The 25,581-nt window shown below is 70.3% G+C and carries 25 protein-coding genes; 15 read left to right on the top strand and 10 right to left on the bottom strand.

Translation table 11 applies throughout. The annotated features are described in order from the left end of the window. Positions 1–4 precede the first annotated feature (4 nt). Positions 5–244 carry a DUF6213 family protein gene (locus FE633_RS24100; protein ID WP_138047269.1) on the top strand — a complete coding sequence of 80 codons (240 nt, stop codon included), beginning with the start codon at positions 5–7 and terminating at the stop codon, positions 242–244. Between the two features lie 44 nt (positions 245–288). Here the strand turns inward: FE633_RS24100 and FE633_RS24095 are convergent, their stop codons facing one another. After that, complete coding sequence (locus FE633_RS24095) at positions 289–957, bottom strand: transcriptional regulator (protein ID WP_138047268.1); 669 nt, start codon at positions 955–957, stop codon at positions 289–291. Positions 958–1,035: 78 nt separating this feature from the next. Next, entirely contained in the window at positions 1,036–2,262 is a 1,227-nt protein-coding gene (locus FE633_RS24090) for an acyl-CoA dehydrogenase family protein (protein WP_138047267.1), read from the bottom strand. Between the two features lie 169 nt (positions 2,263–2,431). Between FE633_RS24090 and FE633_RS24085 the strand changes: the two genes are divergently transcribed. Beyond that, complete coding sequence (locus FE633_RS24085; protein WP_138047266.1) at positions 2,432–3,076, top strand: TetR/AcrR family transcriptional regulator; 645 nt, start codon at positions 2,432–2,434, stop codon at positions 3,074–3,076. Between the two features lie 44 nt (positions 3,077–3,120). On the opposite strand, the gene def is transcribed toward FE633_RS24085, so the two are convergent. Beyond that, positions 3,121–3,660, bottom strand: coding sequence for a peptide deformylase (def, locus tag FE633_RS24080; RefSeq protein ID WP_138047265.1), 540 nt, complete (start codon positions 3,658–3,660; stop codon positions 3,121–3,123). A 143-nt stretch (positions 3,661–3,803) separates the two neighbouring features. Here def and FE633_RS24075 point away from each other — a divergent pair, with 143 nt between their 5' ends. From FE633_RS24075 to FE633_RS24045, 7 genes are all read left to right on the top strand, one after another. Continuing rightward, positions 3,804–5,042 carry a MurT ligase domain-containing protein gene (locus tag FE633_RS24075; RefSeq protein ID WP_138047264.1) on the top strand — a complete coding sequence of 413 codons (1,239 nt, stop codon included), beginning with the start codon at positions 3,804–3,806 and terminating at the stop codon, positions 5,040–5,042. A 17-nt stretch (positions 5,043–5,059) separates the two neighbouring features. After that, the gene (locus FE633_RS24070) at positions 5,060–5,788 is read left to right on the top strand and encodes a type 1 glutamine amidotransferase (RefSeq protein ID WP_119103843.1); all 729 of its coding nucleotides are present in this window, start codon (positions 5,060–5,062) and stop codon (positions 5,786–5,788) included. Between the two features lie 187 nt (positions 5,789–5,975). Beyond that, positions 5,976–7,001, top strand: a complete 1,026-nt coding sequence (locus tag FE633_RS24065) for a 6-phosphofructokinase (protein WP_138047263.1) — start codon at positions 5,976–5,978, stop codon at positions 6,999–7,001. Between the two features lie 185 nt (positions 7,002–7,186). Next, entirely contained in the window at positions 7,187–8,137 is a 951-nt protein-coding gene (locus FE633_RS24060) for a cytochrome c oxidase assembly protein (RefSeq protein ID WP_138047262.1), read from the top strand. Between the two features lie 146 nt (positions 8,138–8,283). Beyond that, a complete protein-coding gene (locus FE633_RS49530) occupies positions 8,284–9,675 on the top strand; it encodes a PASTA domain-containing protein (RefSeq protein WP_138047261.1) in 1,392 nt (463 codons plus the stop codon). A 24-nt stretch (positions 9,676–9,699) separates the two neighbouring features. Beyond that, positions 9,700–11,589 carry a serine/threonine-protein kinase gene (locus tag FE633_RS24050; protein WP_138047260.1) on the top strand — a complete coding sequence of 630 codons (1,890 nt, stop codon included), beginning with the start codon at positions 9,700–9,702 and terminating at the stop codon, positions 11,587–11,589. 13 nt (positions 11,590–11,602) lie between these two features. Then, complete coding sequence (locus tag FE633_RS24045) at positions 11,603–11,761, top strand: hypothetical protein (protein WP_119103838.1); 159 nt, start codon at positions 11,603–11,605, stop codon at positions 11,759–11,761. A 101-nt stretch (positions 11,762–11,862) separates the two neighbouring features. Here the strand turns inward: FE633_RS24045 and FE633_RS24040 are convergent, their stop codons facing one another. The 4 genes from FE633_RS24040 to FE633_RS24025 are packed head-to-tail and all read right to left on the bottom strand — an operon-like array spanning position 11,863 to position 16,031. After that, on the bottom strand, positions 11,863–13,107 hold the full coding sequence (locus FE633_RS24040; protein WP_138047259.1) for a sensor histidine kinase: 1,245 nt from the start codon (positions 13,105–13,107) through the stop codon (positions 11,863–11,865). A 16-nt stretch (positions 13,108–13,123) separates the two neighbouring features. Then, positions 13,124–14,866, bottom strand: a complete 1,743-nt coding sequence (locus tag FE633_RS24035) for a sodium/solute symporter (RefSeq protein ID WP_138047258.1) — start codon at positions 14,864–14,866, stop codon at positions 13,124–13,126. Positions 14,867–14,906: 40 nt separating this feature from the next. Then, a complete protein-coding gene (locus FE633_RS24030; protein ID WP_138047257.1) occupies positions 14,907–15,263 on the bottom strand; it encodes a hypothetical protein in 357 nt (118 codons plus the stop codon). A gap of 12 nt (positions 15,264–15,275) precedes the next feature. Next, the gene (locus FE633_RS24025) at positions 15,276–16,031 is read right to left on the bottom strand and encodes a LytR/AlgR family response regulator transcription factor (RefSeq protein ID WP_119103834.1); all 756 of its coding nucleotides are present in this window, start codon (positions 16,029–16,031) and stop codon (positions 15,276–15,278) included. Positions 16,032–16,166: 135 nt separating this feature from the next. On the opposite strand from FE633_RS24025, the gene FE633_RS24020 reads away from it, so the two are divergent. The 6 genes from FE633_RS24020 to FE633_RS23995 all read left to right on the top strand — a co-directional run bounded on the left by FE633_RS24020 (position 16,167) and on the right by FE633_RS23995 (position 21,994). Further along, positions 16,167–16,661 carry an Lrp/AsnC family transcriptional regulator gene (locus FE633_RS24020; protein ID WP_138047256.1) on the top strand — a complete coding sequence of 165 codons (495 nt, stop codon included), beginning with the start codon at positions 16,167–16,169 and terminating at the stop codon, positions 16,659–16,661. Between the two features lie 165 nt (positions 16,662–16,826). Then, positions 16,827–17,648 (top strand): dimethylargininase, encoded by an 822-nt coding sequence (gene ddaH, locus FE633_RS24015; RefSeq protein WP_138047255.1) that lies wholly within the window; start codon positions 16,827–16,829, stop codon positions 17,646–17,648. Continuing rightward, positions 17,645–18,931 (top strand): ornithine--oxo-acid transaminase, encoded by a 1,287-nt coding sequence (rocD, locus tag FE633_RS24010; RefSeq protein ID WP_138047254.1) that lies wholly within the window; start codon positions 17,645–17,647, stop codon positions 18,929–18,931. The genes ddaH and rocD overlap by 4 nt, the downstream gene beginning before the upstream one ends. Before the next feature lie 173 nt (positions 18,932–19,104). Then, positions 19,105–19,929, top strand: a complete 825-nt coding sequence (locus tag FE633_RS24005) for an SAM-dependent methyltransferase (protein ID WP_138047253.1) — start codon at positions 19,105–19,107, stop codon at positions 19,927–19,929. 133 nt (positions 19,930–20,062) lie between these two features. Beyond that, positions 20,063–20,788: a lysophospholipid acyltransferase family protein gene (locus FE633_RS24000; protein ID WP_138047252.1), complete on the top strand. Its 726-nt coding sequence runs from the start codon at positions 20,063–20,065 to the stop codon at positions 20,786–20,788. A 117-nt stretch (positions 20,789–20,905) separates the two neighbouring features. Further along, positions 20,906–21,994 (top strand): NAD-dependent epimerase/dehydratase family protein, encoded by a 1,089-nt coding sequence (locus FE633_RS23995; protein WP_138047251.1) that lies wholly within the window; start codon positions 20,906–20,908, stop codon positions 21,992–21,994. A gap of 41 nt (positions 21,995–22,035) precedes the next feature. Here FE633_RS23995 and FE633_RS23990 read toward each other — a convergent pair whose 3' ends face one another. The 3 genes from FE633_RS23990 to ureG all read right to left on the bottom strand — a co-directional run bounded on the left by FE633_RS23990 (position 22,036) and on the right by ureG (position 25,221). After that, the gene (locus tag FE633_RS23990) at positions 22,036–23,622 is read right to left on the bottom strand and encodes an alpha/beta hydrolase (protein WP_171060104.1); all 1,587 of its coding nucleotides are present in this window, start codon (positions 23,620–23,622) and stop codon (positions 22,036–22,038) included. A 145-nt stretch (positions 23,623–23,767) separates the two neighbouring features. Then, positions 23,768–24,541, bottom strand: coding sequence for an urease accessory protein UreD (locus FE633_RS23985; RefSeq protein ID WP_138047249.1), 774 nt, complete (start codon positions 24,539–24,541; stop codon positions 23,768–23,770). After that, positions 24,538–25,221 (bottom strand): urease accessory protein UreG, encoded by a 684-nt coding sequence (gene ureG, locus FE633_RS23980; protein ID WP_138047248.1) that lies wholly within the window; start codon positions 25,219–25,221, stop codon positions 24,538–24,540. The genes FE633_RS23985 and ureG overlap by 4 nt, the downstream gene beginning before the upstream one ends. Positions 25,222–25,581 lie beyond the last annotated feature (360 nt).

The raw sequence follows: 25,581 nt of genomic DNA, 5'->3' as shown, positions 1-25,581 counted from the left end.
CTGTGTGAACCGCGAAGTGACCCTGCCTCTGATCGTTGACGACCGCGGCACGTTGCAGGTGGCGGCCGCCGACGTCAGCAAACTGCTGCGCACGGTCGGCGGGCGGTGGCTGCATCTGGTGGAGGCCGGTCACGAGGGCCTCGACGAGGACACCGTGGCGGCCCTCACGATCGAACTCGCGAAGCTCGCCGACCGCATCGACGTGGCCTGCATCGCCCACAGCAGCGGGACGACCTCCGACTAGGTGTATTGGTCCGCGGGGTAAGAGCTTGTCCGCCGGACGGGGCCCTAACGCTGGTTGAGCTCCCACAGCGTGTGCCAGAACATCGATTCGTAACTCTGCAGCAGGCGTCCGTACCGGTGGACCTCGTCCTCATGGATCCCCCCGGCGTCCAGCCCCGCCTGCACGGCGGCCACCGCCTGCTGCTCCAGGTCGGGCGCGGGCTCGGCGAAGAAGTCGAAGAAGCCGCAGGCCTCGTCGTCGAAGCCGTACTGACGGCGCAGCGCCTCGGCGATCGTGGCGCAGTCGCCGCCCCACGCCGCGAAGTTGGCGCTCAGGGCGAGCACCACGTCGACCGGATCGCCGTTCAGGGCGAGCCAGGCGACGTAGGCGGGGTAGGCCTGAGCGCCTGCGAGTGGCTCGTACTCCGCCACCCGTGCCTCGTCGGCCCCGCAGGCGGCGAGCAGCGGGCCGAGCCGGTCCTGGGCCAGCGCCTCACCCTCCGCCAGGAGGGTGAAGAAGGCGGCGCACTCGGGCTCGGCTGCCGATCGCTGCGCGAGATGCAGGAAGGCGCAGCGGTCGGCATCGGTCACATGGCGCTGTTCCATGGCCAGGGCGGCGAGGGTGTCGCGCTGTGCCGCACCCCGGCCGATCAGCGGCAGCAACCGATTGGCGTGTGGGTCGGGGGCGAGCTTTCCGGTGATGGTCTCCAGCAGTTCCCTGGCTGTCCGCGTCATCGCCGCACTCCTTCGGCTCGGCTGCGCTGCCTTCCCACTTCTCAGGCTCTCATGGCGCAGCCGACCGCTCAGGTGCCGTCAGCGGATCGGCATCCCCGCGAGGGTGCGGGCGATCACCAGGCGCTGGATCTCGCTCGTGCCCTCGAAGATCGTGTAGATCGCGGCGTCGCGGTGCATGCGCTCGACCGGGTACTCGCGCGTGTAGCCGTTGCCGCCGAGGATCTGGATCGCCTGGGCGGTGACCTTCTTGGCGGTCTCGCTGGCGAAGAGCTTCGACATGGAGCCCTCGGCCGCCGTGAAGGCCTTGCCGTTCACGGCCATCCAGGAGGCGCGCCACACCAGCAGCCGGGCCGCGTCGATCGACGTCCGCATGTCGGCCAGCTGGAAGGCGACGCCCTGGTTGTCGATGATCGGGCGGCCGAACTGCTCGCGCGTCTTCGCGTACTCGAGGGCCTCCTCGTACGCGGCCCGGGCCGTGCCCACCGCCATGGCGCCGACCGCGGGGCGGGAGGCCTCGAAGGTGGCCATCGCGGCGTTCTTCAGCCGCTCGCCGCCCGCCTTGGCCCGCTCACGGGCGCGGGCCAGACGCTGGTCGAGCTTCTCCTTGCCGCCGAGCAAGCAGGAGCCGGGGACGCGGACGTTCTCCAGGACGACCTCGGCGGTGTGCGAGGCGCGGATGCCGTGCTTCTTGAACTTCTGGCCCTGGGACAGACCCGGCGTGTTCGGCGGGACGATGAAGGACGCGTGGCCCTTGGAGCCGAGCTCGGGGTCGACGACGGCGACCACGACGTGGACGTTGGCGATGCCGCCGTTGGTCGCCCAGGTCTTGGTGCCGTTGAGGACCCACTCGTCCTTGGCCTCGTCGTAGACGGCCCGGGTGCGCATGGAGGCGACGTCGGAGCCGGCGTCGGGCTCGGAGGAGCAGAAAGCGGCCACCTTGACGTCGTTGGCGTCGCCGTACATCTGGGGGATCCAGGTGCCGATCTGCTCCTCGGTGCCGTTGGCGAGCACGCCCACCGCGGCGAGACCGGTCCCGACGATCGACAGGGCGATGCCCGCGTCCCCCCAGAACAGCTCCTCCATGGCCATGGGGATGCCGAGGCCGGTGGGGTCGAAGTACTGCTGGGCGTAGAAGTCGAGGGAGTAGATGCCGACCTTCGCGGCCTCCTGGATGACCGGCCAGGGAGTCTCTTCGCGCTCGTCCCATTCGGCGGCCGCGGGACGGATGACCTCGGCGGCGAATCCGTGGAGCCAGTCCCGGACCTCCTTCTGGTCGTCGTTGAGCTCCATGGTGAACTCGGCCATGTCCCCTCCAGCACTGCACTCACATGTTACTTGCGGTAACAGGAGTCTGTTACCGACTGGTAGGAAAAGTCAACTCCCGGTTCCCCCTCGGCTGCCCGTTCGATGCAGAATCACGTCCGGGTGTTACTTTGCGCAGGCGTCACCGATTCAGCACGGGTGGGGAGAGCTCATGGACACCACGCAGCGGACCGATCAACAACGGTCCGCCGACCGCCGCCGGCGCGAATTGCTGGAGGCCGCCGACCGGGTGGTGCTCCGCGACGGCCCCGGCGCCTCGATGAACGCCATCGCCGCCGAGGCCGGCATCACCAAGCCCATCCTGTACCGCCACTTCGGTGACAAGGGCGGACTCTACGCTGCCCTCGCCAAGCGGCACACCGACGCCCTGCTCGAAGCGCTGCGGGCCGCGCTCGACGCGCCGGCCGAGCGCCGTGAGCGCGTCGAGGCCACGCTCGACACCTACCTCGCGGCCATCGAGGCACGCCCGCAGGTGTACCGCTTCCTGATGCATCCCTCGGAAGGCGGCCCGCAGGGCGACCAGGGATTCGACATCGGCCTTTACTCCGCTCCCGTGCTGCGCCGCATGGGCGAGGAGCTCGGCAAGGTCATCGAGGAACGAGTCGACCTCGGCCCGGGCAGCCAGCAGCTCGCACGCGTGTGGGGGCACGGGATCGTCGGCATGATGCACGCCGCCGGAGACTGGTGGCTGGGCGAACGCCCGTGCTCGCGCGCGGAATTGGTACGGAGTCTGGCGGACCTGCTCTGGGGCCGCCTCGCGGCCGCGGGCGACAAGGTGGGCGGGCCCGGGTTCTGAAGCGCCCCAGAGGGGCGCTGCGTCGCACCGCACCCCAACAACGCTCACGAGCTCCAGGAAGCCCGTGCGACCTGCCTCAGCAGACGTCGTTTGCGCCACCCTCTGAGGTGATCCATGTACACACGACCCTCCACATGGTCGTACTCGTGCTGCAGGCACCGGGCGAAGAAGCCGGTGCCGTGCACCCGCACCGGCTCACCGTCGACCGTGCGCCCCTCGACCACCGCGTGGTCGTACCGCTCGGTGCCCGCCTCCAGACCCGGCAGCGACAGACACCCCTCCGGGCCGCGCAGCAGCAGGCCGTCCGCCTCGACGAGACGCGGGTTCACCAGGTGACCGACATGGCGCCGGTCCTCGTCGTCCGGGCAGTCGTATACGAAGACCCGCAAGGACTCGCCGACTTGGTTCGCGGCCAGGCCCACGCCCTGGGCCGCGTACATCGTCGCGAACATGTCCTCGACGAGACGCGCCAGTTGAGAACCGAAGTCGGTGACCTCCTCACTCGGTGTGCGCAACACGGGGTCGCCCAGGAGGGTCAGGGGCAGCAGGCGCCCTCGGGCGCCCGGGATCGAGCCGTGTCGCATGGCCGCAAGGGTACGGTCCTCAATGTCGCGCGGGCGCCTGGGTGGTGCCGCGGTTCGGGCCGGTGAGTGGATCTCGATAGGCTGAGGGCCACACGTTGCCGGGAGCAGGGCGCGGCGCCGTACGCAAGGAGGATCGAGATCTGATGTCAGGCAACTCGGACCCGCTGTCGCCGCGGGCCAAACTGGCCGTGACGGCCGGCAGGGCGGTCGCGGCCGCTTCGCGTGCCGCGGGCCGTGGCAGCGGATCGGTGATCGGCGGCCGGGTGGCGCTCAAACTCGACCCCGACCTGCTGGCCCGGCTCGCCCAGCACCTGGACGTCATTCTGGTGTCGGCCACCAACGGCAAGACCACCACGACGCGGCTGATCGCCGAGGCGCTGCGCGCCGCAGGTCCCGTCGTGTCGAACGCGCTGGGCGCCAACATGCCCGCCGGCATCACCTCCGCGCTCGCCGGGGGCTCCGACGCGCGGTACGCGGTCATCGAGGTCGACGAGAAGTACCTCGCCGGGGTCGCGCGTGACACCGACCCGAAGGCCATCGCGCTCCTCAACCTCTCCCGCGACCAGCTCGACCGCGCCGCCGAGACCCGCATGCTCGCCGAGCACTGGCGTGAGGGCCTGGCCGGTTCCAAGTCCGTGGTGATCGCCAACGCGGACGACCCGCTGGTCGTGTGGGCCGCGTCCTCCTCGCCGAACGTCGTGTGGGTGGCCGCCGGACAGATGTGGAAGGACGACGCCTGGTCCTGCCCGTCCTGCGGCGGTGTGATGCAGCGGCCCGGCGACGACTGGTACTGCGGCGAGTGCGGCTTCCGCCGTCCGACGCCCAGCTGGGCGCTGTCCGGCGACCACGTCCTGGACCCGCACGGATCCGCCTGGCCGATCCACCTCCAGCTGCCGGGCCGCGCCAACAAGGCCAACGCCGCCTCGTCGGCCGCCGTCGCCGCCGTCTTCGGTGTGCCGCCGCAGGTCGCCCTGGAGCGGATGTACCAGGTCCAGGCGGTGGCCGGACGGTACGACGTCGTGCAGTTCATGGAGCGCGACCTGCGCCTGCTGCTCGCCAAGAACCCCGCGGGCTGGCTGGAGACGTTCTCGCTCATCGACCCGCCGCCCACGCCGGTCATCCTGTCCGTGAACGCGCGCGGGGCCGACGGCACCGACACCTCCTGGCTGTGGGACGTCGACTACACGCGTCTGAGCGGTCACCCGATCTTCGTCATCGGCGACCGGAAGCTGGATCTCGCCGTGCGTCTGGAGGTCGCGAACCAGACCTTCCAGGTCTGCGAGAACCTCGACCAGGCCGTGCAGATCGCGCCGCCCGGACGGATCGAGGTCATCGCCAACTACACCGCGTTCCAGGACCTGCGCCGCCGTGTCGGCAACTGACCACTAAGGACACTTCAATGAGTGACAACAGCCTGCGTCTGGTGTGGATCTACCCCGACCTGCTGAGCACCTACGGCGACCAGGGCAACGCGCTCGTGGTGGAGCGCCGCGCCCGGCAGCGCGGCCTGGACGTGGCCCGGCTCGACGTACGCAGCGACCAGCCGATCCCCACCTCCGGCGACATCTACCTGATCGGCGGCGGCGAGGACCGGCCGCAGCGGCTGGCCGCCGAGCGGCTGCGCCGCGACGGCGGTCTGCACCGGGCGGTCGGCAACGGCGCGATCGTCTTCTCGGTGTGCGCCGGCTACCAGATCCTCGGCCACGAGTTCATCAACGACCTCGGTCAGCGGGAGCCGGGCCTCGGCCTGCTCGACGTGGTCTCCACGCGCGGCGAGGGCGAGCGGTGCGTCGGTGACGTGCTCGGGGACATCGACCCGCGCCTCGGCCTGCCGCCGCTGACGGGCTTCGAGAACCACCAGGGCATCACGCACCTCGGCCCCACCGCGCGCCCGCTCGCGCAGGTCCGGCTCGGCAAGGGCAACGGCACGGGGGACGGCACGGAGGGCGCGTACAACGACACCGTCTTCGGCACGTACATGCACGGGCCCGTGCTCGCCCGCAATCCGCTGATCGCGGACCTGCTGCTGAAGCTGGCGCTGGATGTGAACGCCCTGCCGCCGACCGACGACCGGTGGTACGAGGCGCTGCGCGCCGAGCGCATCTCGGCAGCTCAGCAGCCTGCCTGAGACCGGCGTGAGACCTGGCGCACAGCCCGTCCGACAGCCCGTCTGGCGGCGGGTCCGCTCACGTGTGCGGAGGCGTCCAGCAGGCGGACGCACAGTGCGGACCCGCCCCCTGCCGCCGGTAGGCTGACCGCGTCCAGCCGGACAGCGCGGTCCGGTACCCGGCCCACGTGGAGAAGGTATTCGGGCTATGCGCATTGGTGTCCTCACGTCCGGCGGCGACTGCCCCGGCCTGAACGCGGTCATCCGGTCCGTCGTGCACCGTGCCGTCGTCGACCACGGCGACGACGTCATCGGCTTCCGGGACGGCTGGAAAGGCCTGCTGGAATGCGACTACCTCAAGCTCGACCTCGACGCGGTGAGCGGCATCCTGGCTCGCGGCGGCACCATCCTCGGCTCCTCCCGGGTCCAGCCCGCGCATCTGCGTGACGGCGTGGAGCGGGCCAGGGGGCATGTCGAGGAGCTCGGGCTCGACGCGATCATCCCGATCGGCGGCGAGGGCACGCTCAAGGCGGCCCGCCTCCTGTCGGACGCCGGTCTGCCGATCGTCGGGGTGCCGAAGACCATCGACAACGACATCGCCGTGACGGACGTCACCTTCGGCTTCGACACGGCGGTCGGTGTCGCGACCGAGGCCCTTGACCGCCTGAAAACCACCGCCGAGTCCCACCAGCGCGTGCTGATCGTGGAGGTCATGGGCCGCCACACCGGCTGGATCGCGCTGCACTCGGGCATGGCGGCCGGAGCGCACGCGATCGTCGTACCGGAACGCCCCTTCGACATCGAGGAGTTGGCCGCCAAGGTCGGCGAACGCTTCTCGGCGGGCAAGAAGTTCGCGATCGTCGTGGCCGCGGAGGGCGCGAAGCCTCGCGAAGGCACGATGGAGTTCGACGAGGGCGGCAAGGACATCTACGGGCACGAGCGGTTCGCGGGTATCGCCCGGCAGCTCTCCCTGGAGTTGGAGGGGCGCCTCGGCAAGGAGGCCCGTCCGGTGATCCTCGGGCACGTCCAGCGCGGTGGCACGCCGACGGCGTACGACCGTGTTCTCGCCACCCGGTTCGGGTGGCATGCCGTGGAGGCCGCGCACCGGGGCGAGTTCGGCAAGATGACCGCGCTGCGCGGTACCGACATCGTGATGGTGTCGCTGGCGGAGGCGGTCGAGACGCTGAAGACCGTGCCGGACGAGCGGTACGCCGAAGCCGAGTGTGTTCTCTGATGTGCCGGTGAGAGCTCGGTCCGCGAGGTAGTTCGCGGGCTGCGGGTTGTCCGATGTCGATCGCGCAGTTCCCCGCGCCCCTTTGGGGCGCGTTGTACCGCCCCCGGTCTCAACAGTGACCGGGGGCGGTTCTAGTCTGGGTCCGGACAGACAGCGCTCAACCCCCACGAAACAGGAGCCGGCGGATGGATCACAGCGGGCACGGCATGACCATGGATCTGCCGCCGTTCACGCTGGGGCGGGGGCTCGCGTGGTCGGCGGACCCGTTCTTCCTCGTCGCCTGCCTGGTGGGCCTCGCCCTGTACGGATGGGGTGTCGTACGGCTCATGCGGCGCGGCGACAAGTGGCCGGTGGGCCGGACGATCGCGTTCGTCGTCGGCGTGCTGAGCGTCCTGCTCGTGATGTGCACCGGGCTCAACGACTACGGCATGGTCATGTTTAGCGTGCACATGGTGCAGCACATGGTGATCAGCATGCTGTCGCCGATCCTGATCCTGCTCGGCGCGCCGATCACGCTGGCGCTGCGCGCGCTGCCGGTGGCGGGCAAGGGCCGCAAGGGGCCGCGTGAGCTGCTGCTCGCGCTGCTGCACAGCCGGTACCTGCGGTTCATCACACACCCGGCGTTCACGATCCCGCTGTTCATCGCGAGCCTGTACGCGCTGTACTTCACCCCCCTCTTCGACTTCCTGATGGAATCCAAGACGGGCCACATCGCGATGATGTGCCACTTCCTCGCCGTGGGCCTGGTCTTCTTCTGGCCGATCATGGGCGTCGACCCGGGACCGCGCCGGCCCGGATACCTGCTGCGGATGCTGGAGCTGTTCGCGGGCATGCCGTTCCACGCGTTCTTCGGCATCGCGTTGATGATGGCTTCCGGCCCGATGGTCGAGACCTACAAGAACCCCCCGTCGTCGCTGGGCATCGACGCGCTCGCCGACCAGACCGCGGCGGGCGGCATCGCCTGGGCGTTCAGTGAGATCCCGTCCGTCCTCGTGCTGCTCGCGCTGCTCTTCCAGTGGTACCGCTCCGAACAGCGGCAGGCCCGGCGCACGGACCGGGCCGCCGACCGTGACGGGGACAAGGAGCTCGAGGAGTACAACGCCTATCTGGCCTCGCTCAACGCACGCGCGCGCTGAGGCATATCACGGCGCTCCCGCTCCTCCCGGTTCTCTTATCACTTTCAATTCACCTTGGCTGAAAGGCTTTTCCATTCAGTACCATGCGGGGTGAGCCCCGCATCCGCTCTGCGGGGTGACGGGGGGAACCGCCGGGGGGAGCGGTCATGACATTCCGTATGCCCATGTACAGGGCCATCCGATCAACGGGCCGCAGGATCGCACTTCTACTGGTCGCTTTACTGATCCTCAGTGGCTGCACGCAATCCGACCGCCTCCTCCTGGTGAAGGCCGTCTCCGCGGGCGTTCCGTCTCTCGATCCTTTCTTCGACGAGAGGAGCGGCCTCGGCCAGGACGCCGAGATCCGTTCCGAGCGACCGCGAAGCAGCCTGCAGCAGGGCAACAGGCCAGGACTGTACGGCGGTTCGAGCAAGCCGGGCATCTGTGACGTCGACCGTCTCAAGGATTTTCTCGCCGATCCCAAGAACCGCCGGAAGGCTCAGGAATGGGCGCGAGTCGTCGGAATTTCTCCGGATTCGATCGGGCAGTACCTCGATCGACTCACGCCGGTACTCCTGCGTCACGACACCCTCGTGAAGAACCACGACTACAAGAAAGGAAGGGCTGTCGCTTTCCACGCCCTGCTGGAGGCGGGAATCGCGGTACTTGTGGACGATCAGGGGCTTCCCGCCGTGAAGTGTTCCTGCGGTAATCCGCTGAGCTCCTTCGATGGGGGCACCGAAAAGATCTCGGTGCGGTTCGAGGACGGCAACAAGAAGTGGCCGAGTTTCCACGAGGACTCGATGGTGTCGGTGAAGCCGGCGCCCAGCAGGCTCGACCGGCTCGCGCTCGTGGCCGTGGACGACACGCGCAAGGGGATCGACCGGCCGGTCGGCACCGACGGCTCGCGGGACAAGACCTTCGACACACGCGAGGACCGCCGCGTGCCGAACCTGTCGGGGCTGACCGTCGCCGCGGCGGCACAGCGGCTCGCGGACAGCGGGCTGGCGACGGCCTACCAGGGCGGCAGTCCACCGCCGGACAGCGCCAGGGTGACCGGGTCCCGGCCCGCGGCGGGCAGCGAGCTGTCCTGGGGGCAGTACGTAACGCTGTCCGTGGACGCCCACGCCACGGGGAAGCCGAGCTCTCCCCCGGGCTCCGGGCCGACGCCGCCCACCACGAAGCCGACCGAGAAGCCCACCGAGAAGCCGACGCCGACCGAGAGCCGGTCCCCGACCGAGCCGACGAACACACCCACGTCTCCCACCAAGACGCCGTCGTCTCCCCCGCCGACCGACACGGAGCCCACCAGGTCCTCGCAGCCTCCGTCGACACCGCCTCCGTCGACGGACAGCGAGCCCCCGCCGAGTCCCGATTCGCCGCGTACGAGCTCAGCGCCGCCCACGAGCCGGCCACCCACAAGCGATCCTGCGAGCAGCGCACCCGTGACCAGCGCACCCTCGTCCAGCGCACCCGTGACCAGCAGCGCGCCCGTCACGAGCAGTGCCCCCGTGCCCAGTGACCCCGTATCCAGTGACCCCGCCCCGAGCACGACCTGATCACCGCACCCAGGGAGCGATCGGATGGCACCAGGAACATCGCAGTCAGGAGTGGGCCGGGTCATCGCGGGCCGCTATCTGCTCCTGCACCGGCTCGGCACCGGCGGCATGGGGCACGTCTGGCTGGCCCACGACCAGCACCTCGCCTGTGAGGTCGCACTCAAGGAGATCGTGTTCCGGAACCCGGCCGAGGCCGCCCAGGAGCGCGCGGCCAGGGTCGCCCGCGCCCGTGCCGAGGCCCGCCACGCGGCGGGACTGCGCGGCCACCCGCATGTGGTCACCGTGCACGACGTGCTGGAGCACGAGGGCCTGCCGTGGATCGTGATGGAGTACGTCGCGGGCGCGCTCGACCTGCGCGACCTGGTCACGCGGCGAGGCACGCTCGCGCCCGCCGAGTGCGCCCGCATCGGCCTGGCCGTCCTGGACGCGCTGACCGCCGGCCACGAGCGGGGCATCATGCACCGCGATGTGAAGCCCGCCAACATCCTGCTGGCTCCGGACCGTTCGGGGTCCCCGCACGCGCGTGTCCTGCTCACCGACTACGGCATCTCCGTGCAGCCGGACTCCAGCGAGACGCGCTGGACGTTGACGTCCGTACTCGTCGGCACGGCCGGATACCTGGCGCCCGAACGGGCCCAGGGCGGGCCGCCGACCGCGGCCGCCGACCTGTTCTCGCTGGGCTGCACGCTCTACTACGGCGTGGAGGGCCACGGCCCCTTCGACCGCGACACCGAGCTGGCCGCGCTCACCGCGGTCGTCCTGGAGGAGCCCCGGCCGCCGCTGCGTGCGGGCGCGCTCGAACCCCTGCTCGCGGCCATGCTCACCAAGAACCCGGTCCACCGGATCACCGCCGAGGACGCCGAGGCCGCACTCTCCGCGATCGTCACGCCCCAGTCCCATCCGCACACCCGAGTCGACCTGGGGTCACAGCCGCCGTGGGCTCAGGTCGAGACCGAAGCGTCCGCCCTGCCCCCGCCGGGACCGGGTTTCGGGCCACCTCCGCACGGGCCGCAGACCGGGCAGGTGCACGCGCCGCAGACCGGGCAGGTGCACAGGCCGCAGACCGGGCCGGCCGGCAGGCGGCACCACAGGCGCTCGAACGTGCTGCAGTCCGTGACCGCCGGCCTCCTCGGCCTGGCCATCGCCCTCGGCGGAGTCTGGTACGCGATGGGACAGCGGACGGACGGCGGCAGCGGCAGCGGAGGCAGCGCGAAACCGTACGGAGAGACCATTGGGCTCGCCAAGCCGCTGGAGAACGGCGACTGCGTCATCGCCGACTGGTCCGACGAGCGCTTCGAGGGCACTCCGCGGCTGAAGGTCGAAGACTGCCTCAAAGGGCAACCTGACGGCCAGGTCATGGCGGTGGCCGGGGCCGGAACGGCCGACGAGGCGCGTGCGAACGGGCCCGCCCAGTGCGAGGAACGGACCGAGGAGACGCGCAAGAGACTGGCGGACGTACGCGGCTACGTCGTGCTGCCCACCGACGCGGGCTTCCAGGCCGCCGGGCGGCGCTCCGCCTGTCTCCTCCTGGGTGCGAACGGAGGGGTGTACGGGCCACTCGGGCAGCACCGCAGGCCGGGACTGACGTTCATCGACACGGCCAATATGCAGAAGCAGGACTGCCTGGACGAACGGTCCGACCGGGACGCCCGGCTGGCCTCCTGCGACGCACCGCACGACCAGCGGGTGCTCGGCTTCACCCGGCTGGATCCGGACACGACCCTCGAAGAAGCGAAACGGGAATCCCTGGCGGCCTGTGCGGCGGATGTGCCGCCGATCCAGTACGGCTACGACCCGGCCCGCTACGAAACAGCGGCCTGGGCGAGCCGGAGTGCCTGGAAAACAGGCACACATTTCGTGGTATGCACCGTGAAGAGGCAGGACGGGGGCACCATGGAGAGCGACGAACCATGAGGAGGGTGTTGCGATGCCCGGTTCTACGAAAACCATGGGAGCGCTCACAGTGGGGGGGCTGGTGATGGTGACGGCCTACACGGTGGCGCTCGGCAGTAACGGCTGGCTGTGGTTCGGCTGGGTCGTGCTCGGTCTGATCACTCTGGGAATGGTGGCGTCGCGCAGCACCTGACGTCCGCCATTTCTTAAGGCTCGGTTCGACACCCGCGCGCCCCTTTGGCTCACTCGCCGTAGGGCGCGCTCCTCCTCCCCCGGACAGCCGTCCGGGGGCTCTCATGCGCGCCCTCGGTCGCGGTCCCCTGCACGGGGAAAGCTGCCCGCCGAGTGCACGCCCGGCTGGTATTTCGGCAGCCGGGCGGTGATCTTCATGCCCGCACCCAGGGCGGTCTCGATGACGAGGCCGTGGTCGTCTCCGTAGACCTGGCGCAGCCGGTCGTCGACGTTCGACAGTCCGATGCCGCCCGACGGGCTGACCTCCCCGGCCAGGATGCGGCGCAGCCAGTCGGGGTCCATGCCGGGGCCGTCGTCCTCGATCACGACGAGCGCCTCGGCTCCCGCGTCCTGCGCGGTGATGCTGATGTGGCTCTTGTCGACCTTGCCGGTGCCGCCCGGACCCTCCAGGCCGTGTTTCACGGCGTTCTCCACGAGCGGCTGCAGGCACAGGAAGGGCAGCGTCACCGGGAGCACTTCGGGGGCTATCTGCAGGGTGACCGACAGCCGGTCCCCGAAGCGGGCCCGGACCAGGGCCAAGTAGTGGTCGATGGCGTGCAGTTCATCGGCGAGCGTGGTGAAGTCGCCGTGCCGGCGGAACGAGTAGCGGGTGAAGTCGGCGAACTCCAGGAGGAGTTCGCGCGCACGCTCCGGGTCGGTGCGGACGAACGAGGCGATCACGGCGAGCGAGTTGAAGATGAAGTGCGGCGAGATCTGGGCGCGCAGGGCCTTGATCTCGGCCTCGATCAGCCGGGTACGGGACTGGTCGAGATCGGCGAGCTCCAACTGGACCGAGACCCAGCGGGCGACCTCGCCGGCGGCCCGGACCAGGACGGCGGACTCACGGGGCGCGCAGGCGACGAGCGCCCCGTGCACGCGGTCGTCGACGGTGAGCGGGGCGACGACGGCCCAGCGCAGGGGGCAGTCCGGTTCGGCACAGTCGAGGCGGAAGGCCTCGCCGCGGCCGCTCTCCAGCGGGCCGCCGAGCCGGTCCATGATCTGCGTGCGGTGGTGCTCGCCGGCGCCCTCCCAGGCCAGGACCGTGTCCTGGTCGGTGAGGCAGAGCGCGTCGGTGCCCAGCAGGGTGCGCAGCCGCCGTGCCGACTTGCGCGCCGTCTCCTCGGTGAGCCCGGCCCGGAGCGGGGGCGCGGCGAGCGAAGCGGTGTGCAGGGTCTCGAAGGTGGCGTGCTCGACGGGGGTGCCGAGGCCGCCGAGGGTCCGCGGGCGCGTGGTGCGCCGGCCGAGCCAGAAACCGGCCGCCAGCAGCGGGAGTACGGCCACGCAGAGCCCGGCCAGGAATCCGCTCATGCCTCGGTCACGAAGCTCATGCCTCAACTTCCTTTGCGCTCACGGCCGTCCGTACCGGCCCGCCCGACAGCTCTTCCGGCAGATGGAAGCGGGCGAGGATCGCGGCCGTGCCCGCCGGTACCCGCCCGGGTGTGGCCAGCGACACCAGCACCATGGTGAGGAAACCCAACGGCACCGACCACAGCGCGGGCCAGGCGAGCAGGGCGTGCAGCGGGCCCGTGCGCGGGAAGCCCGCCATGGTCGCGGCGACCGCGAGCAGCGCCGAGCCGCCGCCGACCAGCATCCCGGCCGCGGCGCCGTGCGGGGTGAGCCGACGCCACCAGATGCCGAGGACGAGGAGCGGGCAGAACGACGACGCGGACACGGCGAAGGCGAGGCCCACGGCGTCCGCGACGGGCAGTCCGCCCACGAGTCCGCTCGCGGCCAGCGGCACGATCATCGCCAGCACCGTGCCGAGCCGGAAGTGCCGTACGCCGCGCGAGGGGAGCACGTCCTGGGTGAGCACGCCCGCCACCGCCATGGTCAGCCCGGACGCGGTGGACAGGAACGCGGCGAAGGCCCCGCCCGCGACCAGCGCGCCCAGCAGGTCCCCGCCGAGCCCGCCGATCATCCGGTCGGGCAGCAGCAGCACGGCGGCGTCCGCGTCTCCACTGAGGGTGAGTTCGGGAGCGTACAGGCGCCCCAGGGCGCCGTAGAGCGGTGGCAGCAGATAGAACGCGCCGATCAGGCCGAGTACGACGACGGTGGTGCGGCGGGCGGCGACGCCGTGCGGGCTGGTGTAGAAGCGAACGACCACGTGCGGCAGCCCCATGGTGCCGAGGAAGGTGGCGAGGATCAGTCCGTACGTGGCGTACAGCGGGCGGTCCTCGCGTCCCTCGGCGAGCGAGGTGGACATGCCGCCGTTGCTGCCGCGGTCGGCGGCGGGCACGTGGTCGCCTTTGCTGAAGGCCAGCCGGGTGCCCTGCTGGATGTGGTGCACGCCGGCGGGGAGCCGGACCGGTTCGTCCTCGTACCGCTCACCGTCGACCGTGCCGGTCGCGGTGACGGTCAGTGGTTCCACGAGCTTCAGGTCGAGGCTGCCGTCGACGCGGACGACACGGTGCTCGCGGAACGTGGCCGGTTCGTCGAAGGCGTGGCGCGGCCCTCCGTCGCCCTGCCAGGCGAGGACCAGGAAGAGCGCGGGGACGAGCAGGGCGGTGAGCTTGAGCCAGTACTGGAAGGCCTGCACGAAGGTGATGCTGCGCATGCCGCCCGCGGCGACGGTCGCGACCACGACGACGGCGACGATGATCCCGCCGAGCGGCTTGGAGGCTCCGGTCAGCACGTTCAACGTCAGCCCCGCACCCTGCAGTTGAGGCAGCAGGTACAGCCAGCCGACCCCGACGACGAAGGCCCCGGCCAGTCGCCGGACCGCCGGGGACGCGAGCCGCGCCTCGGCGAAGTCGGGCAGCGTGTAGGCGCCGGAGCGGCGCAGCGGGGCCGCCACGAACAGCAGCAGGACGAGATAGCCCGCGGTGTAGCCGACCGGGTACCAGAGCATGTCGGGGCCCTGGACGAGGACGAGGCCCGCTATGCCGAGGAAGGAGGCGGCGGAGAGGTACTCGCCGCTGATGGCCGCCGCGTTCAGCCGGGGCCCGACGGTGCGCGAGGCCACGTAGAAGTCCGAGGTGGTACGTGAGATGCGCAGGCCGAACGCGCCGACGAAGACGGTCGCCACGACGACGAGGGCGACCGCGGGGACGGCGTAGTTCTCGTTCACTGCTCGGCGGTCCTCGGTCTCGTGCGCTTGTCTGCGCGGCTCAGCGGTCTTCGACGAGGCGGACGAAGTCCTTCTCGTTGCGGTCGGCCCGGCGTACGTACCAGCGGGCGAGCAGCACAAGCGGCGGATACACGCAGAAGCCCAGGACGATCCATTCGAGGTCCGCGCCGTCGTGCATCGAGGTGAAGACCAGCGGGAGCGGGCCCACGAGCAGGACGAGGACGGCGAACACCGTGAGCGCGGCGCGCAGTTGGCTGCGGATGAGGGACCGGACGTAGGCGTGACCGAGGGTGGTCTGCTCGTCGATCTCGGTGCGGGGCCGGTAGCCGTTCAGCCTGCGGGTGCGTCGGGGCGGCCCGGTGACGACCACGCGGCGCTCGGTCGGATCCTGTGCCACCTTCGGACCTCCTCAGCTCGCGGTCCGGCGCATCAGCAGGTCGCGCAGCTCGCGGGCGTGACGGCGGCTGACCTGCAGTTCGACGGAGCCGACCAGGACGCTCACGGTACCCGCGTCCAGCCGGAGCTCGCTGATGTGGCCCAGGGCGACGAGATGACGCCGGTGGATTCGGACGAACCCGCGCGAGCGCCAGCGCTCCTCCAGCGTGGACAGCGGGATGCGCAGCAGATGGCTGCCCTGGGCGGTGTGCAGCCTTGCGTAGTCGCCCTGGGCCTCGACATGCGTGATGTCCTCGACGGCGACAAAACGGGTGACTCCCCCCAGTTCAACCGATATGTGGTCCAGGTCGGGCTCGTGCACCGATATCAGCGGTGCCGCGTCCTTCAGCTCGGCGGCCCGACGGACGGCCTCGGCCAGCCGTTCCCGGCGTACGGGCTTCAGTACGTAGTCGACCGCCTTGAGGTCGAAGGCCTGCACCGCGAAGTCCTCGTGAGCGGTGACGAACACGACGAGCGGCGGCTTGGCGAGACCGGCGAGCAGCCGCGCCACGTCCAGACCGTCCAGACCGGGCATGTGGATGTCGAGGAAGATCACATCGATCGCGTCGTCGCCGCCGGGACCGCACTCCAGCGCGCGGTTGATCCGGCGCAGCGCCGCCGTCGCGTCACTCGCACCCTCGACACTGCTCACCCGAGGGTCGGCCTCCAGCAGGTAGAGCAGCTCTTCGAGGGAGGGTTGTTCGTCATCGACGGCGAGAGCGCGCAGCATGAGGCTGGAGTGTAAAAGGAATCCGCACGCCTGCCCATGCGGGGCGCGGCGCTGTGACCACTGGGGCGCGCCGTGCACGACGCGGGGCCCCGTACTTCCGCGGGCGTGGCCGTACCCGCTGGATACAGTGCCCGCATGACGACCAAGTCCGCGCCGTTCGACGAGCTCGACCGCAAGATCGTCACCGCCCTGATGGCGAACGCCCGGACCAGTTTCGCCGTGATCGGTGCGGCGATCGGTCTGTCGGCCACCGCGGTCAAGCGCCGCGTCGACCGGATGCGCGAGACGGGTGTGGTCACCGGGTTCACGGCCACGGTGAAACCGGCGGCACTCGGCTGGCGCACGGAGGCGTACGTCGAGGTGTACTGCGAAGGCGCGGCCCCGCCGCGGCGGCTCGCGGAGGTGGTGCGCAACCATCCGGAGATCGCCGCCGCGATGACGGTGACCGGGGGCGCGGACGCGCTGCTGCACGTACGGGCCCGTGATGTGGACCACTTCGAGGAGGTGCTGGAGCGGATCCGCACGGAGCCGTTCATCCGGAAGACGATCAGCTACATGGTCCTCTCCCATCTGCTGCCGGAGAGCCCGGAGGCGGGCGCGAACCAGCCGGCACCGGCCCCGGAGGAGTGAGCGGGCGGTTTCCGTCCAGCTCGCGCACCGATCGTGCGCCGCTCCCTCTCCACACGCATCATCCCTGCGCCGACGCGCAATTGTCCCTGCTTGTCGCCGCTTCTCCCGCTTCCTTACCGTTGAGGCATCCCCCAGTGTCACCGCACGAAGCGGAGGTACCCCTCTGTGTCCTACAGCCGTGTGCCGCGCCCCAGGCGCTTTCTTGTCTGCGAACCCAGACACTTCGCCGTGCAGTACGCCATCAATCCCTGGATGCACCAGGACACACAGGTCGACGTCGATCTGGCCCAAGGGCAGTGGGCGGAGCTGATCCGCGCCTACCGTGCCCACGACCACGTGGTCGACAGCGTGGAGCCGGTCGCGGGTCTGCCGGACATGGTCTTCGCCGCGAACTCGGCGCTGGTCGTGGCGGGCCGGGTCTTCGGCTCGCTGTTCCACGCGCCCCAGCGGCGGCCGGAGTCGACCGCCTACGAGACCTGGTTCAAGGGCGCGGGCTTCGACGTCTACCGCCCCGAGTCGGTGTGCGAGGGCGAGGGCGATCTCGTCCCGGTCGGCAGCTACCTCCTGGCCGGCACCGGCTTTCGTACGACGCGGGCCGCCCACCAGGAGGTGCAGGAGTTCTTCGGCGTCCCGACGGTCAGCCTCCAGCTGGTGGATCCGTACTTCTACCACCTGGACACCGCGCTGTTCGCGCTCGACGACGGGCCCGAAGCGAACATCGCGTACTACCCCGAGGCCTTCTCCCCCGGAAGTCGTGAGGTGCTCAGGCGGCTGTTTCCGGACGCTGTCATCGCCACGCGCGAGGACGCGATGGCGTTCGGCCTCAACTCCGTCTCGGACGGCCGCTATGTCTTCATCTCACCGCGGGCCGAAGCGCTCGCCGACCGGCTGAGCCGTAACGGCTACGTTCCCGTCCCCGTCGACCTGTCGGAGTTCCACAAGGCAGGCGGGGGCATCAAGTGCTGCACCCAGGAGATCCGCTCATGACCGTCGCCCCCAGCCGTTCGCTCCGTTCATCCGGCCGTGCGTCCGACCGTTCGTCCGCCGAGCTGATCCGTGCCGAGGAGCCCGTCCTGGCGCACAACTACCATCCGCTGCCCGTGGTCGTCGCGCACGCCGAGGGCACCTGGGTCGAGGACGTCGAGGGCCGCCGCTACCTCGACATGCTGGCCGGCTACTCGGCCCTCAACTTCGGGCACCGCCACCCGGCGCTGATCGAGGCGGCACACCGCCAGCTCGACCAGCTGACGCTCACCTCACGTGCCTTCCACAACGACCGGCTCGCCGAGTTCGCCGAATCCCTGGCCGAGCTGACCGGCCTGGACATGGTGCTGCCGATGAACACGGGCGCCGAGGCCGTGGAGAGCGGCATCAAGGTCGCCCGCAAATGGGCGTACGAGGTGAAGGGCGTCCCTGCGGACCGGGCGACGATCGTGGTGGCGGCCGACAACTTCCACGGCCGGACGACCACGATCGTCAGCTTCTCCACCGACGAGACGGCCCGCGCGGGCTTCGGCCCGTTCACACCGGGCTTCCGCGTCGTCCCGTACAACGACCTCGCCGCGCTCGAGGCGGCGGTCGACGAGACGACCGCCGCCGTCCTGATCGAACCGATCCAGGGCGAGGCGGGCGTCGTCATCCCGGACGACGGCTATCTCACCGGCGTACGCGAACTGACCCGGCGGGCGGGGTGCCTGTTCATCGCGGACGAGATCCAGTCGGGCCTCGGGCGTACGGGCCGCACGCTCGCCGTCGAGCACGAGGCGGTCGTCCCGGACGTACTGCTGCTCGGCAAGGCGCTCGGCGGGGGCATCGTGCCGGTCTCCGCGGTCGTCGCGCGCCGCGAGGTGCTCCGCGTGCTGCGTCCCGGCGAGCACGGCTCGACGTTCGGCGGAAATCCGCTCGCCGCGGCGGTCGGCTCCGCCGTCGTGGAACTCCTGTCGACCGGCGAATTCCAGCGCGCTGCCGCCGAACTGGGCACGGTGCTGCGCGACGGCCTGACGTCCCTTCAGGACAAGGGCGTGGGCGTGCGCGGATTCCGGGCGCGTGGCCTGTGGGCGGGCGTCGACATCGACCCCGCCATCGGCACGGGCCGCGACATCAGCGAACGCCTCATGCGCGAGGGCATTCTCGTCAAGGACACCCACGGCTCGACCATCCGCCTCGCCCCGCCGCTGACCATCACCGCCGGGGAACTCCGTTCGGCTCTCGGGGCATTGGAGAAGGTGCTGACAGAAGGAGTTGAGCAAGGAGTTACGGAAGAGGTTTGAGGGGTCTGATGCGGGCCCAAGATTGAGGGATGGGGCCGGGCCGGTCAGGCCCAGCCCTCTCCCGAGCAGGTTCCAGCACCCGTAACTGCTTTAGGCTTGACGGGGATTGGTTCCGGCCAGGCGGGCTAGATTGTGCACTGGCCTTGTCAGTAATGAGCGAAAAGAGCGCAGGGATGTCCGACCTCTCCACTTCACGCTCCGAAGGCGCCGTGCGGACCCCCAAGCTCCGGACCCGCGTATCGCACTCGGCGCGCATCTGGAACTACTGGCTGGGGGGCAGGGACAACTACCAGATCGACCAGGAAGTGGGCGACCACATCCTGACCGTCGTGCCGGAGATTCCCCGGTCGGCCATCGCCGACCGGCAGTTCCTGGCGCGGGCCGTGAGTCACCTCGCCGGTGAGGCGGGAATCCGGCAGTTCCTGGACATCGGCACCGGCCTGCCGATCGTCGACAACACCCACGAAGTCGCCCAGCGGGTCGCTCCCACGAGCAGGATCGTCTACGTGGACAACGACCCCGTCGTGCTCAGCCACGCCCGCGCCCTGCTCACCAGCACGCCCGAAGGCGCGACGGACTACATCGACGCCGATGTCCACGCGCCCGACACGATCCTGCAGGGCGCCGCCCGGACTCTGGATTTCAGCCAACCCATCGCGATCACGATGCTGGGCATCCTCAATTTCGTTCTGGACACCGATGAGGCCCAGTCCATCGTGCACCGGCTCCTGGACGCCGTGCCGTCCGGCAGCTACCTGGTCGTCTCGCACCCCACCACGGAAGTCGACGGCCCGGCGATGACCCAGGCGGTCCGCTACTGGAACAGCCAGGGATCGGCCCCGATGACGCTGCGCACACGCGAGGAACTCCTCCGGTTCTTCGACCGCCTCGACCTCGCCGACCCCGGCCTCGTCACCTGCTCACGCTGGCGCCCCGACGCCTCGCCGGACGAGATCGTCGACGTCACCCACTTCTGCGGGGTGGGACGCAAGCCGTAGACCTGAGCAAGGGGTCCGACCGGCCCAGTTACACAAAACCGCACCCGCACATACACTGGCGTCTCCCTGGCACGCCTGTTGACCTGCGAGAACGCGGCGGTTGAGCTGACCCGTCGTAATGAGGAGCGCCCCCATGTTCTACTACGTGCTCAAGTACGTGATCCTGGGACCGCTGTTGAGGCTGGTTTTCCGCCCACGGATCGAGGGCCTCGAGCACGTACCGTCGACGGGCGCGGCCATCGTCGCCGGCAACCATCTGTCCTTCTCGGACCACTTTCTGATGCCCGCGATCCTCAAACGGCGGATCACCTTCCTTGCGAAGGCCGAGTACTTCACCGGTCCCGGTATCAAGGGCCGGCTGACAGCCGCCTTCTTCCGCAGCGCCGGTCAGATCCCGGTGGACCGCTCCGGCAAGGACGCGGGTCAGGCGGCCATCCGCGAAGGTCTCGGCGTGCTGAGCAAGGACGAACTCCTCGGCATCTACCCGGAGGGCACGCGCTCGCACGACGGCCGCCTCTACAAGGGCAAGGTGGGCGTCGCGGTCATGGCCCTCAAGGCCCAGGTACCGGTCATCCCGTGCGCGATGATCGGCACGTTCGAGGCCCAGCCGCCGGGCAAGGTCATCCCGAACATCCACCCCGTGGTGATCCGCTTCGGCAAGCCCCTCGACTTCTCCCGCTATGCCGGCATGGAGAACGAGAAGGCCATCCTGCGCGCCATCACCGACGAGATCATGTACGCGATCCTCACCCTCTCAGAGCAGGAGTACGTCGACCGGTACGCGGCCGTCGTCAAGGCCGAGGAAGCCGCCGAGAAGGCGGAGAAGGCCCGCAAGTTCCCGCGTATGCCGCTGAGTTGAGTTGACGCTCCTCCCCAGGGCCATGGCGCTCGCGCTGTCCCCGCTTACGCGCTCGGAGAAGTCTGCGGAGAGCAGAACGCCCTGGGGCGGCGGGCCGTCCGGCCGTACGGTCACGTCATGAGACGTGCAGTGGTGATCGGAGCGACAGGACAGATCGGGCGCGTGGCCGTGGGCGCCCTGGCCCGGGACGGCTGGCAGGTGACGGCCGTGTCGCGGGGCGGCGACCGGGACCAATCGTGGCCCGGGGAGGTACGGACGGCGCGGGCGGACCGCGAGGACGACGCGGCCCTGGCCGCCGTGGTCGGCGACGGCTGTGACGTACTGGTGGACCTGGTGGCCTTCGGGTCGGAGCACGCACGGCAGTTGACGGGGCTCGGCGGTCGCGTCGGCTCGGCCGTGGTGATCTCCAGTGTGTCGGTGTACGAGGACGACAAGGGCCGCGGCTTCGACACGCAGGCGGAGCCGGACGGGTTTCCCCAGTACCCGGTGCCCATCCCGGAGAGCCGGCGCACGGTCGCGCCGGGCGATGCCTCCTACAGCACCCGCAAGGCGGCCCTCGAGCGCGAACTCCTCGCCGCCGCCGACACATTGCCGACGACGCTGCTGCGGGCGGGCGCGATCCACGGCCCGCACTGCCGGACACCGCGGGAACTGTACTTCGTGAAACGCAACCTGGACGGTCGGCGCAGGCGGATCCTCTCCTTCGGCGGGGAGAGCCGCTTCCACCCGGCGAGCGTCCACAACATCGCGGAACTCATCCGGCTCGCCGCGGCGAAGCCCGGTGCACGCGTACTCAACGCCTGTGACGACGGGGCCCCCACGGTGGCGGAGATCGCCTCGGCGATCGACAGCGTGATGGGTGTCGAGACCGAGACCGTCCTGCTCGACGGCCCTCCTCCCCCGGAGGGCGTGGGCGACACCCCGTGGTCGGTGCCGCACCCGGTGATCTGCGACATGTCCGCGGCCCGGCGGGAGCTGGGGTACGAGGAGGTGACACGGTACGCCGAGACCCTGCCGGAGACCGTCGCGTGGATCGAGCGTCAACTCGCCGCAGACGCCGGAGGTGTCGGAGGCGTCGGATCCGCCGGACGGCCGGGACGGGCGGGGCGGGACTGGCGCGAGGCGTACCCCAAGATGTCGGAGGCGTACGGGGACCTCTTCGACTACGCGGCGGAGGACGCCTGGCTGGCGGCGCGGAACGCGTGAGGGGCGGCCGGTAGTCCGGCCGCCCCCCCTTCTTCGGCTGGTTACGGCTTCGGCGTGGCGTGCGGTGCGCACGTCACGTCGGCCGCGTCGACCTTGCCGGTGAGCAGGTAGGTGTCCACCCGCTCGTTGATGCACGGATTGGTCAGTCCGGTGACCCCGTGCGAACCCGCGTCCTTCTCGGTGATCAGACGCGAGCCCTTGAACCGCTTGTGCAGCTCGACGCCGCCCTCGTACGGGGTGGCGGCGTCACGCGTGGCCTGCACGATCAGCACGGGCGGCAGCCCTTTGCCGGTCTTCACGTCCAGCGGGGTCTGCTGCTTGACCGGCCAGGTGGCGCACGGCAGGTTCATCCAGGCGTTGGCCCAGGTCATGAACGGGTAGTCCTTGTGCAGCCGCGTGTTGTCGCGGTCCCACTTCTTCCAGCTGGTGGGCCACTTGGCGTCCGTGCACTCGACGGCCGTGTACACGGCGTTGCCGTTCTCCGCGGCGATGTTGCCCGCGGTGTCCGACAGATCGGGCGCGGCGGCGTCGACGAGCGCCTGGGTGTCACCGGCGACGTACTTGCTGAACACCGTCGCGACCGGCACCCAGGAGGAGTCGTAGTACGGCGCGCTCTGGAAGAACGAGATGAGCTCGGCCGGGCCGACGACCCCGCCGATGGGGCTCTTCTTGGCCTCGGCGCGCAGCTTGAGCCACTGGTCCTGGACCTTGGCCTGTGTGTCACCGAGATGGAAGGCCCCGTCGTTCTTCGCGACCCACGCCGTCCAGTCCTTCCAGCGCATCTCGAAGGCGACGTCCTGGTCCAGGTTGGCCTGGTACCAGATCTTCTCGCGCGACGGGTTGACGACGCTGTCCGCGATCATGCGGCGGACATGGGTCGGGAACAGCGTGCCGTACACGCCGGCGATGTACGTGCCGTAGGAGACACCCAGGAAGTTGAGCTTCTTCTCGCCGAGCGCGGCCCGGATGACGTCCAGGTCGCGTGCGGTGTTGGGCGTCGTCATGTGCGGCAGCATCTCGCCGCTGCGCTCGACACAGCCCGCCGCGTACTCGGCGGCGAGCTTGCGCTGGGCCCGCTTGTCGGCCTCGGAGTCCGGCACCGGGTCCATCTTGGGCGCCTTCACGAACTCCTGCGGATCGACGCAGGAGATGGGCGCCGAGTGGCCGACGCCGCGCGGGTCGAACCCCACGAAGTCGTACGCCTTCGCCGTGTTGGCCCAAATGGGATTCTTCGTGGTGACGCGGCGCGGGAAACGCAGGCCCGAGCCGCCGGGTCCGCCCGGGTTGTAGACGAGCGCGCCCTGCCGCTCCTCCTTCGTTCCCGTGTTGCCGATGTGGTCGACGGCGAGCTTGATCTGCTTGCCGTTCGGCTTCGCGTAGTCGAGCGGCACGGTGACCCAGCCGCACTGGATGGGCTTCTCCAGCCCCCAGTCGGCCGGGCAGTCCTGCCAGTCGATCCCGGACTTCGCGGCCCGTGCCGCCGCGATCGCCGTGCCGCGCGCCTCACGGTCCTGGCCGTGGCGGGTGTCCGCGCTGGCCGACGGCGCCGCGACGGCGCCGGCTATCAGTGTCGCCGTGACGAACACTCCGGCGGAACCGAGCGCTGTCACCCTTCTCTGCGGACGCATACCCCTCAAGTGGGACCTCCCCGTACATCGTTGCGGTCGGTACGGGATCTTTCCGGCTGTGACCTACCTGAGAACAGGGGGTACTTGGCTTCTTTGCCAATCCGATAACCGGTACGCGTTTGCCCGTTGAGCGGAGAGTGTGGTGCTAGACCCTGTCGTCGAGTGTGCGCAGCGCCTCGTCGAGAGTCCGGCGCAGCCGTAGCGCGTCCGGGGCGAGCGCGGTCACGAGGACACCGGGACCGGCGAGGGGGGTGAGCGCCGCGTACTCCCCCAGCAGCCGCGGGCTCGGGCGCGCCTCTGCGAACTCCGGTCGTACGACAACGAGTTGCCCCACCGCACGATGCCCCGCCAGTACGGCGGGGCCGTCCCAGCCGCCGGACGCGCCGGGCCCGCAGCACAGTTCCTGGTCGAGAAACGAGCGCCCGCGAAGACGAACGGTGAGCCGGCTGGTGAGACGGCCGGGCTCCTCGTGGGCACGCCCGAGGACCTGTTCCTCGCGCAGCACGAGCCTGGCGCCCGGCATGAGGTCGACGTGCGTGGTGACGTACAGATCACTGCCGTTCGCGGAGATCAACTGCTCGGGCAGCCAGCGCAGTTCGGCGCCTTCGGCAACGGTGAGGCGTACGTCGTAGCGTGCCTCGCCCTTGGTCTGCCCCGGCAGGGCGATGGTGGCGGCAGCCGACCCGATGTGCAGGGCGGCACCCTCGGCGGCCGCCGCCTCGACGGTGAAGTGGTCGCCGCCCAGGGGGCCGCTCATCGCACCGACCAGCATCACCCGCGCCTCGGCGCCGCTCCCCCGGGTGCGGCGCAGCGCGAGCGGACCGTCGCCTTCCAGGGTGGGCAGCGCGGTGCCGCCCCGGCCGTCGGGGCGGGCGGCGATCCGTGCGGTGGCCCGTACCCCGGCTGCGCCGCCCGTCATGCCGTCCACGCGGCGAGCTGCCCGCGCACCCACGCGGCCACGTCCGTGACTCCGCCCTCGGCCCGCAACGACTGGAAGATGACCGGCAGTTCGGCCCGCTGCGCCTTCGCGTCGGTGGCCATCCGCCCGAGGTCGGAGCCGACGAACGGTGCGAGATCCGTCTTGTTGACCACCAGCAGATCGGCCGTGGTGACGCCGGGCCCGCCCTTGCGGGGAATGTCGTCACCACCGGCCACGTCGATCACGAAGATCTGCGCGTCGACGAGCCCCCTGGAGAAGGTCGCGGTGAGGTTGTCGCCACCGGACTCGACGAGGATGAGATCCAGCGGCCCGACCTCGTCCTCCAGGTCCTCGACGGCTTCGAGGTTCGCGGAGATGTCGTCCCGGATCGCCGTGTGCGGGCATGCCCCCGTCTCGACGGCGGTGATCCGCTCGGGCGGCAGCACGGCCTCCCGCAGAAGGAACTCCGCGTCCTCGCGCGTGTAGATGTCATTGGTGACGACGGCGAGGGAGATCTCATCGCGCAGCGCACGGCAGAGCGCGGCAACGGTCGCGGTCTTACCGGACCCGACGGGCCCACCGAGCCCGATCCGCAGGGCCCGACGCGTACCGTCGGGCCGGTGAGCGTCGGCACTGATGGCGGACGGTCCGTCGTGGGAGTGGGTGTGGTCGAGATGCATAGGGGCGGCTCCAATGCTCTGGTCGGGCACCCTTCAGCCCGTCCGGCGTTTGAGGACGAGGCTGTTCGGGCCGATTGGGGGTCTGGGGACACAGCTCCCAGCGGGGGTCCAGGGCCTGAGCCCCGTGGTGGGGTCCGGGGGCGGAACCCCGTGGTGGGGTCCGGGGGGAACCCCGCGGTCGGGCCTGAGGGGCGGACCCCGTGGTGGGGTCCGAGGGTGGAACCCCGCGGTCGGGCCTGGGGGCCGAACCCCGCGGTGAGACCTGGGGCGCAACCCCGCAGTCGGGTCCGAGGGCGAAACCCCGCAGTCGGGCCTGAAGGCCGAACCCCGCGGTGAGACCTGGGGCGCAACCCCGCAGTC

The organism is Streptomyces montanus (assembly GCF_005786655.1).
Classification (GTDB): Bacteria; Actinomycetota; Actinomycetes; order Streptomycetales; family Streptomycetaceae; genus Streptomyces; species Streptomyces sporangiiformans.
Note: the sequence above shows the minus strand (reverse complement) of the source record. Positions and strands in the feature narration are given on the sequence as shown.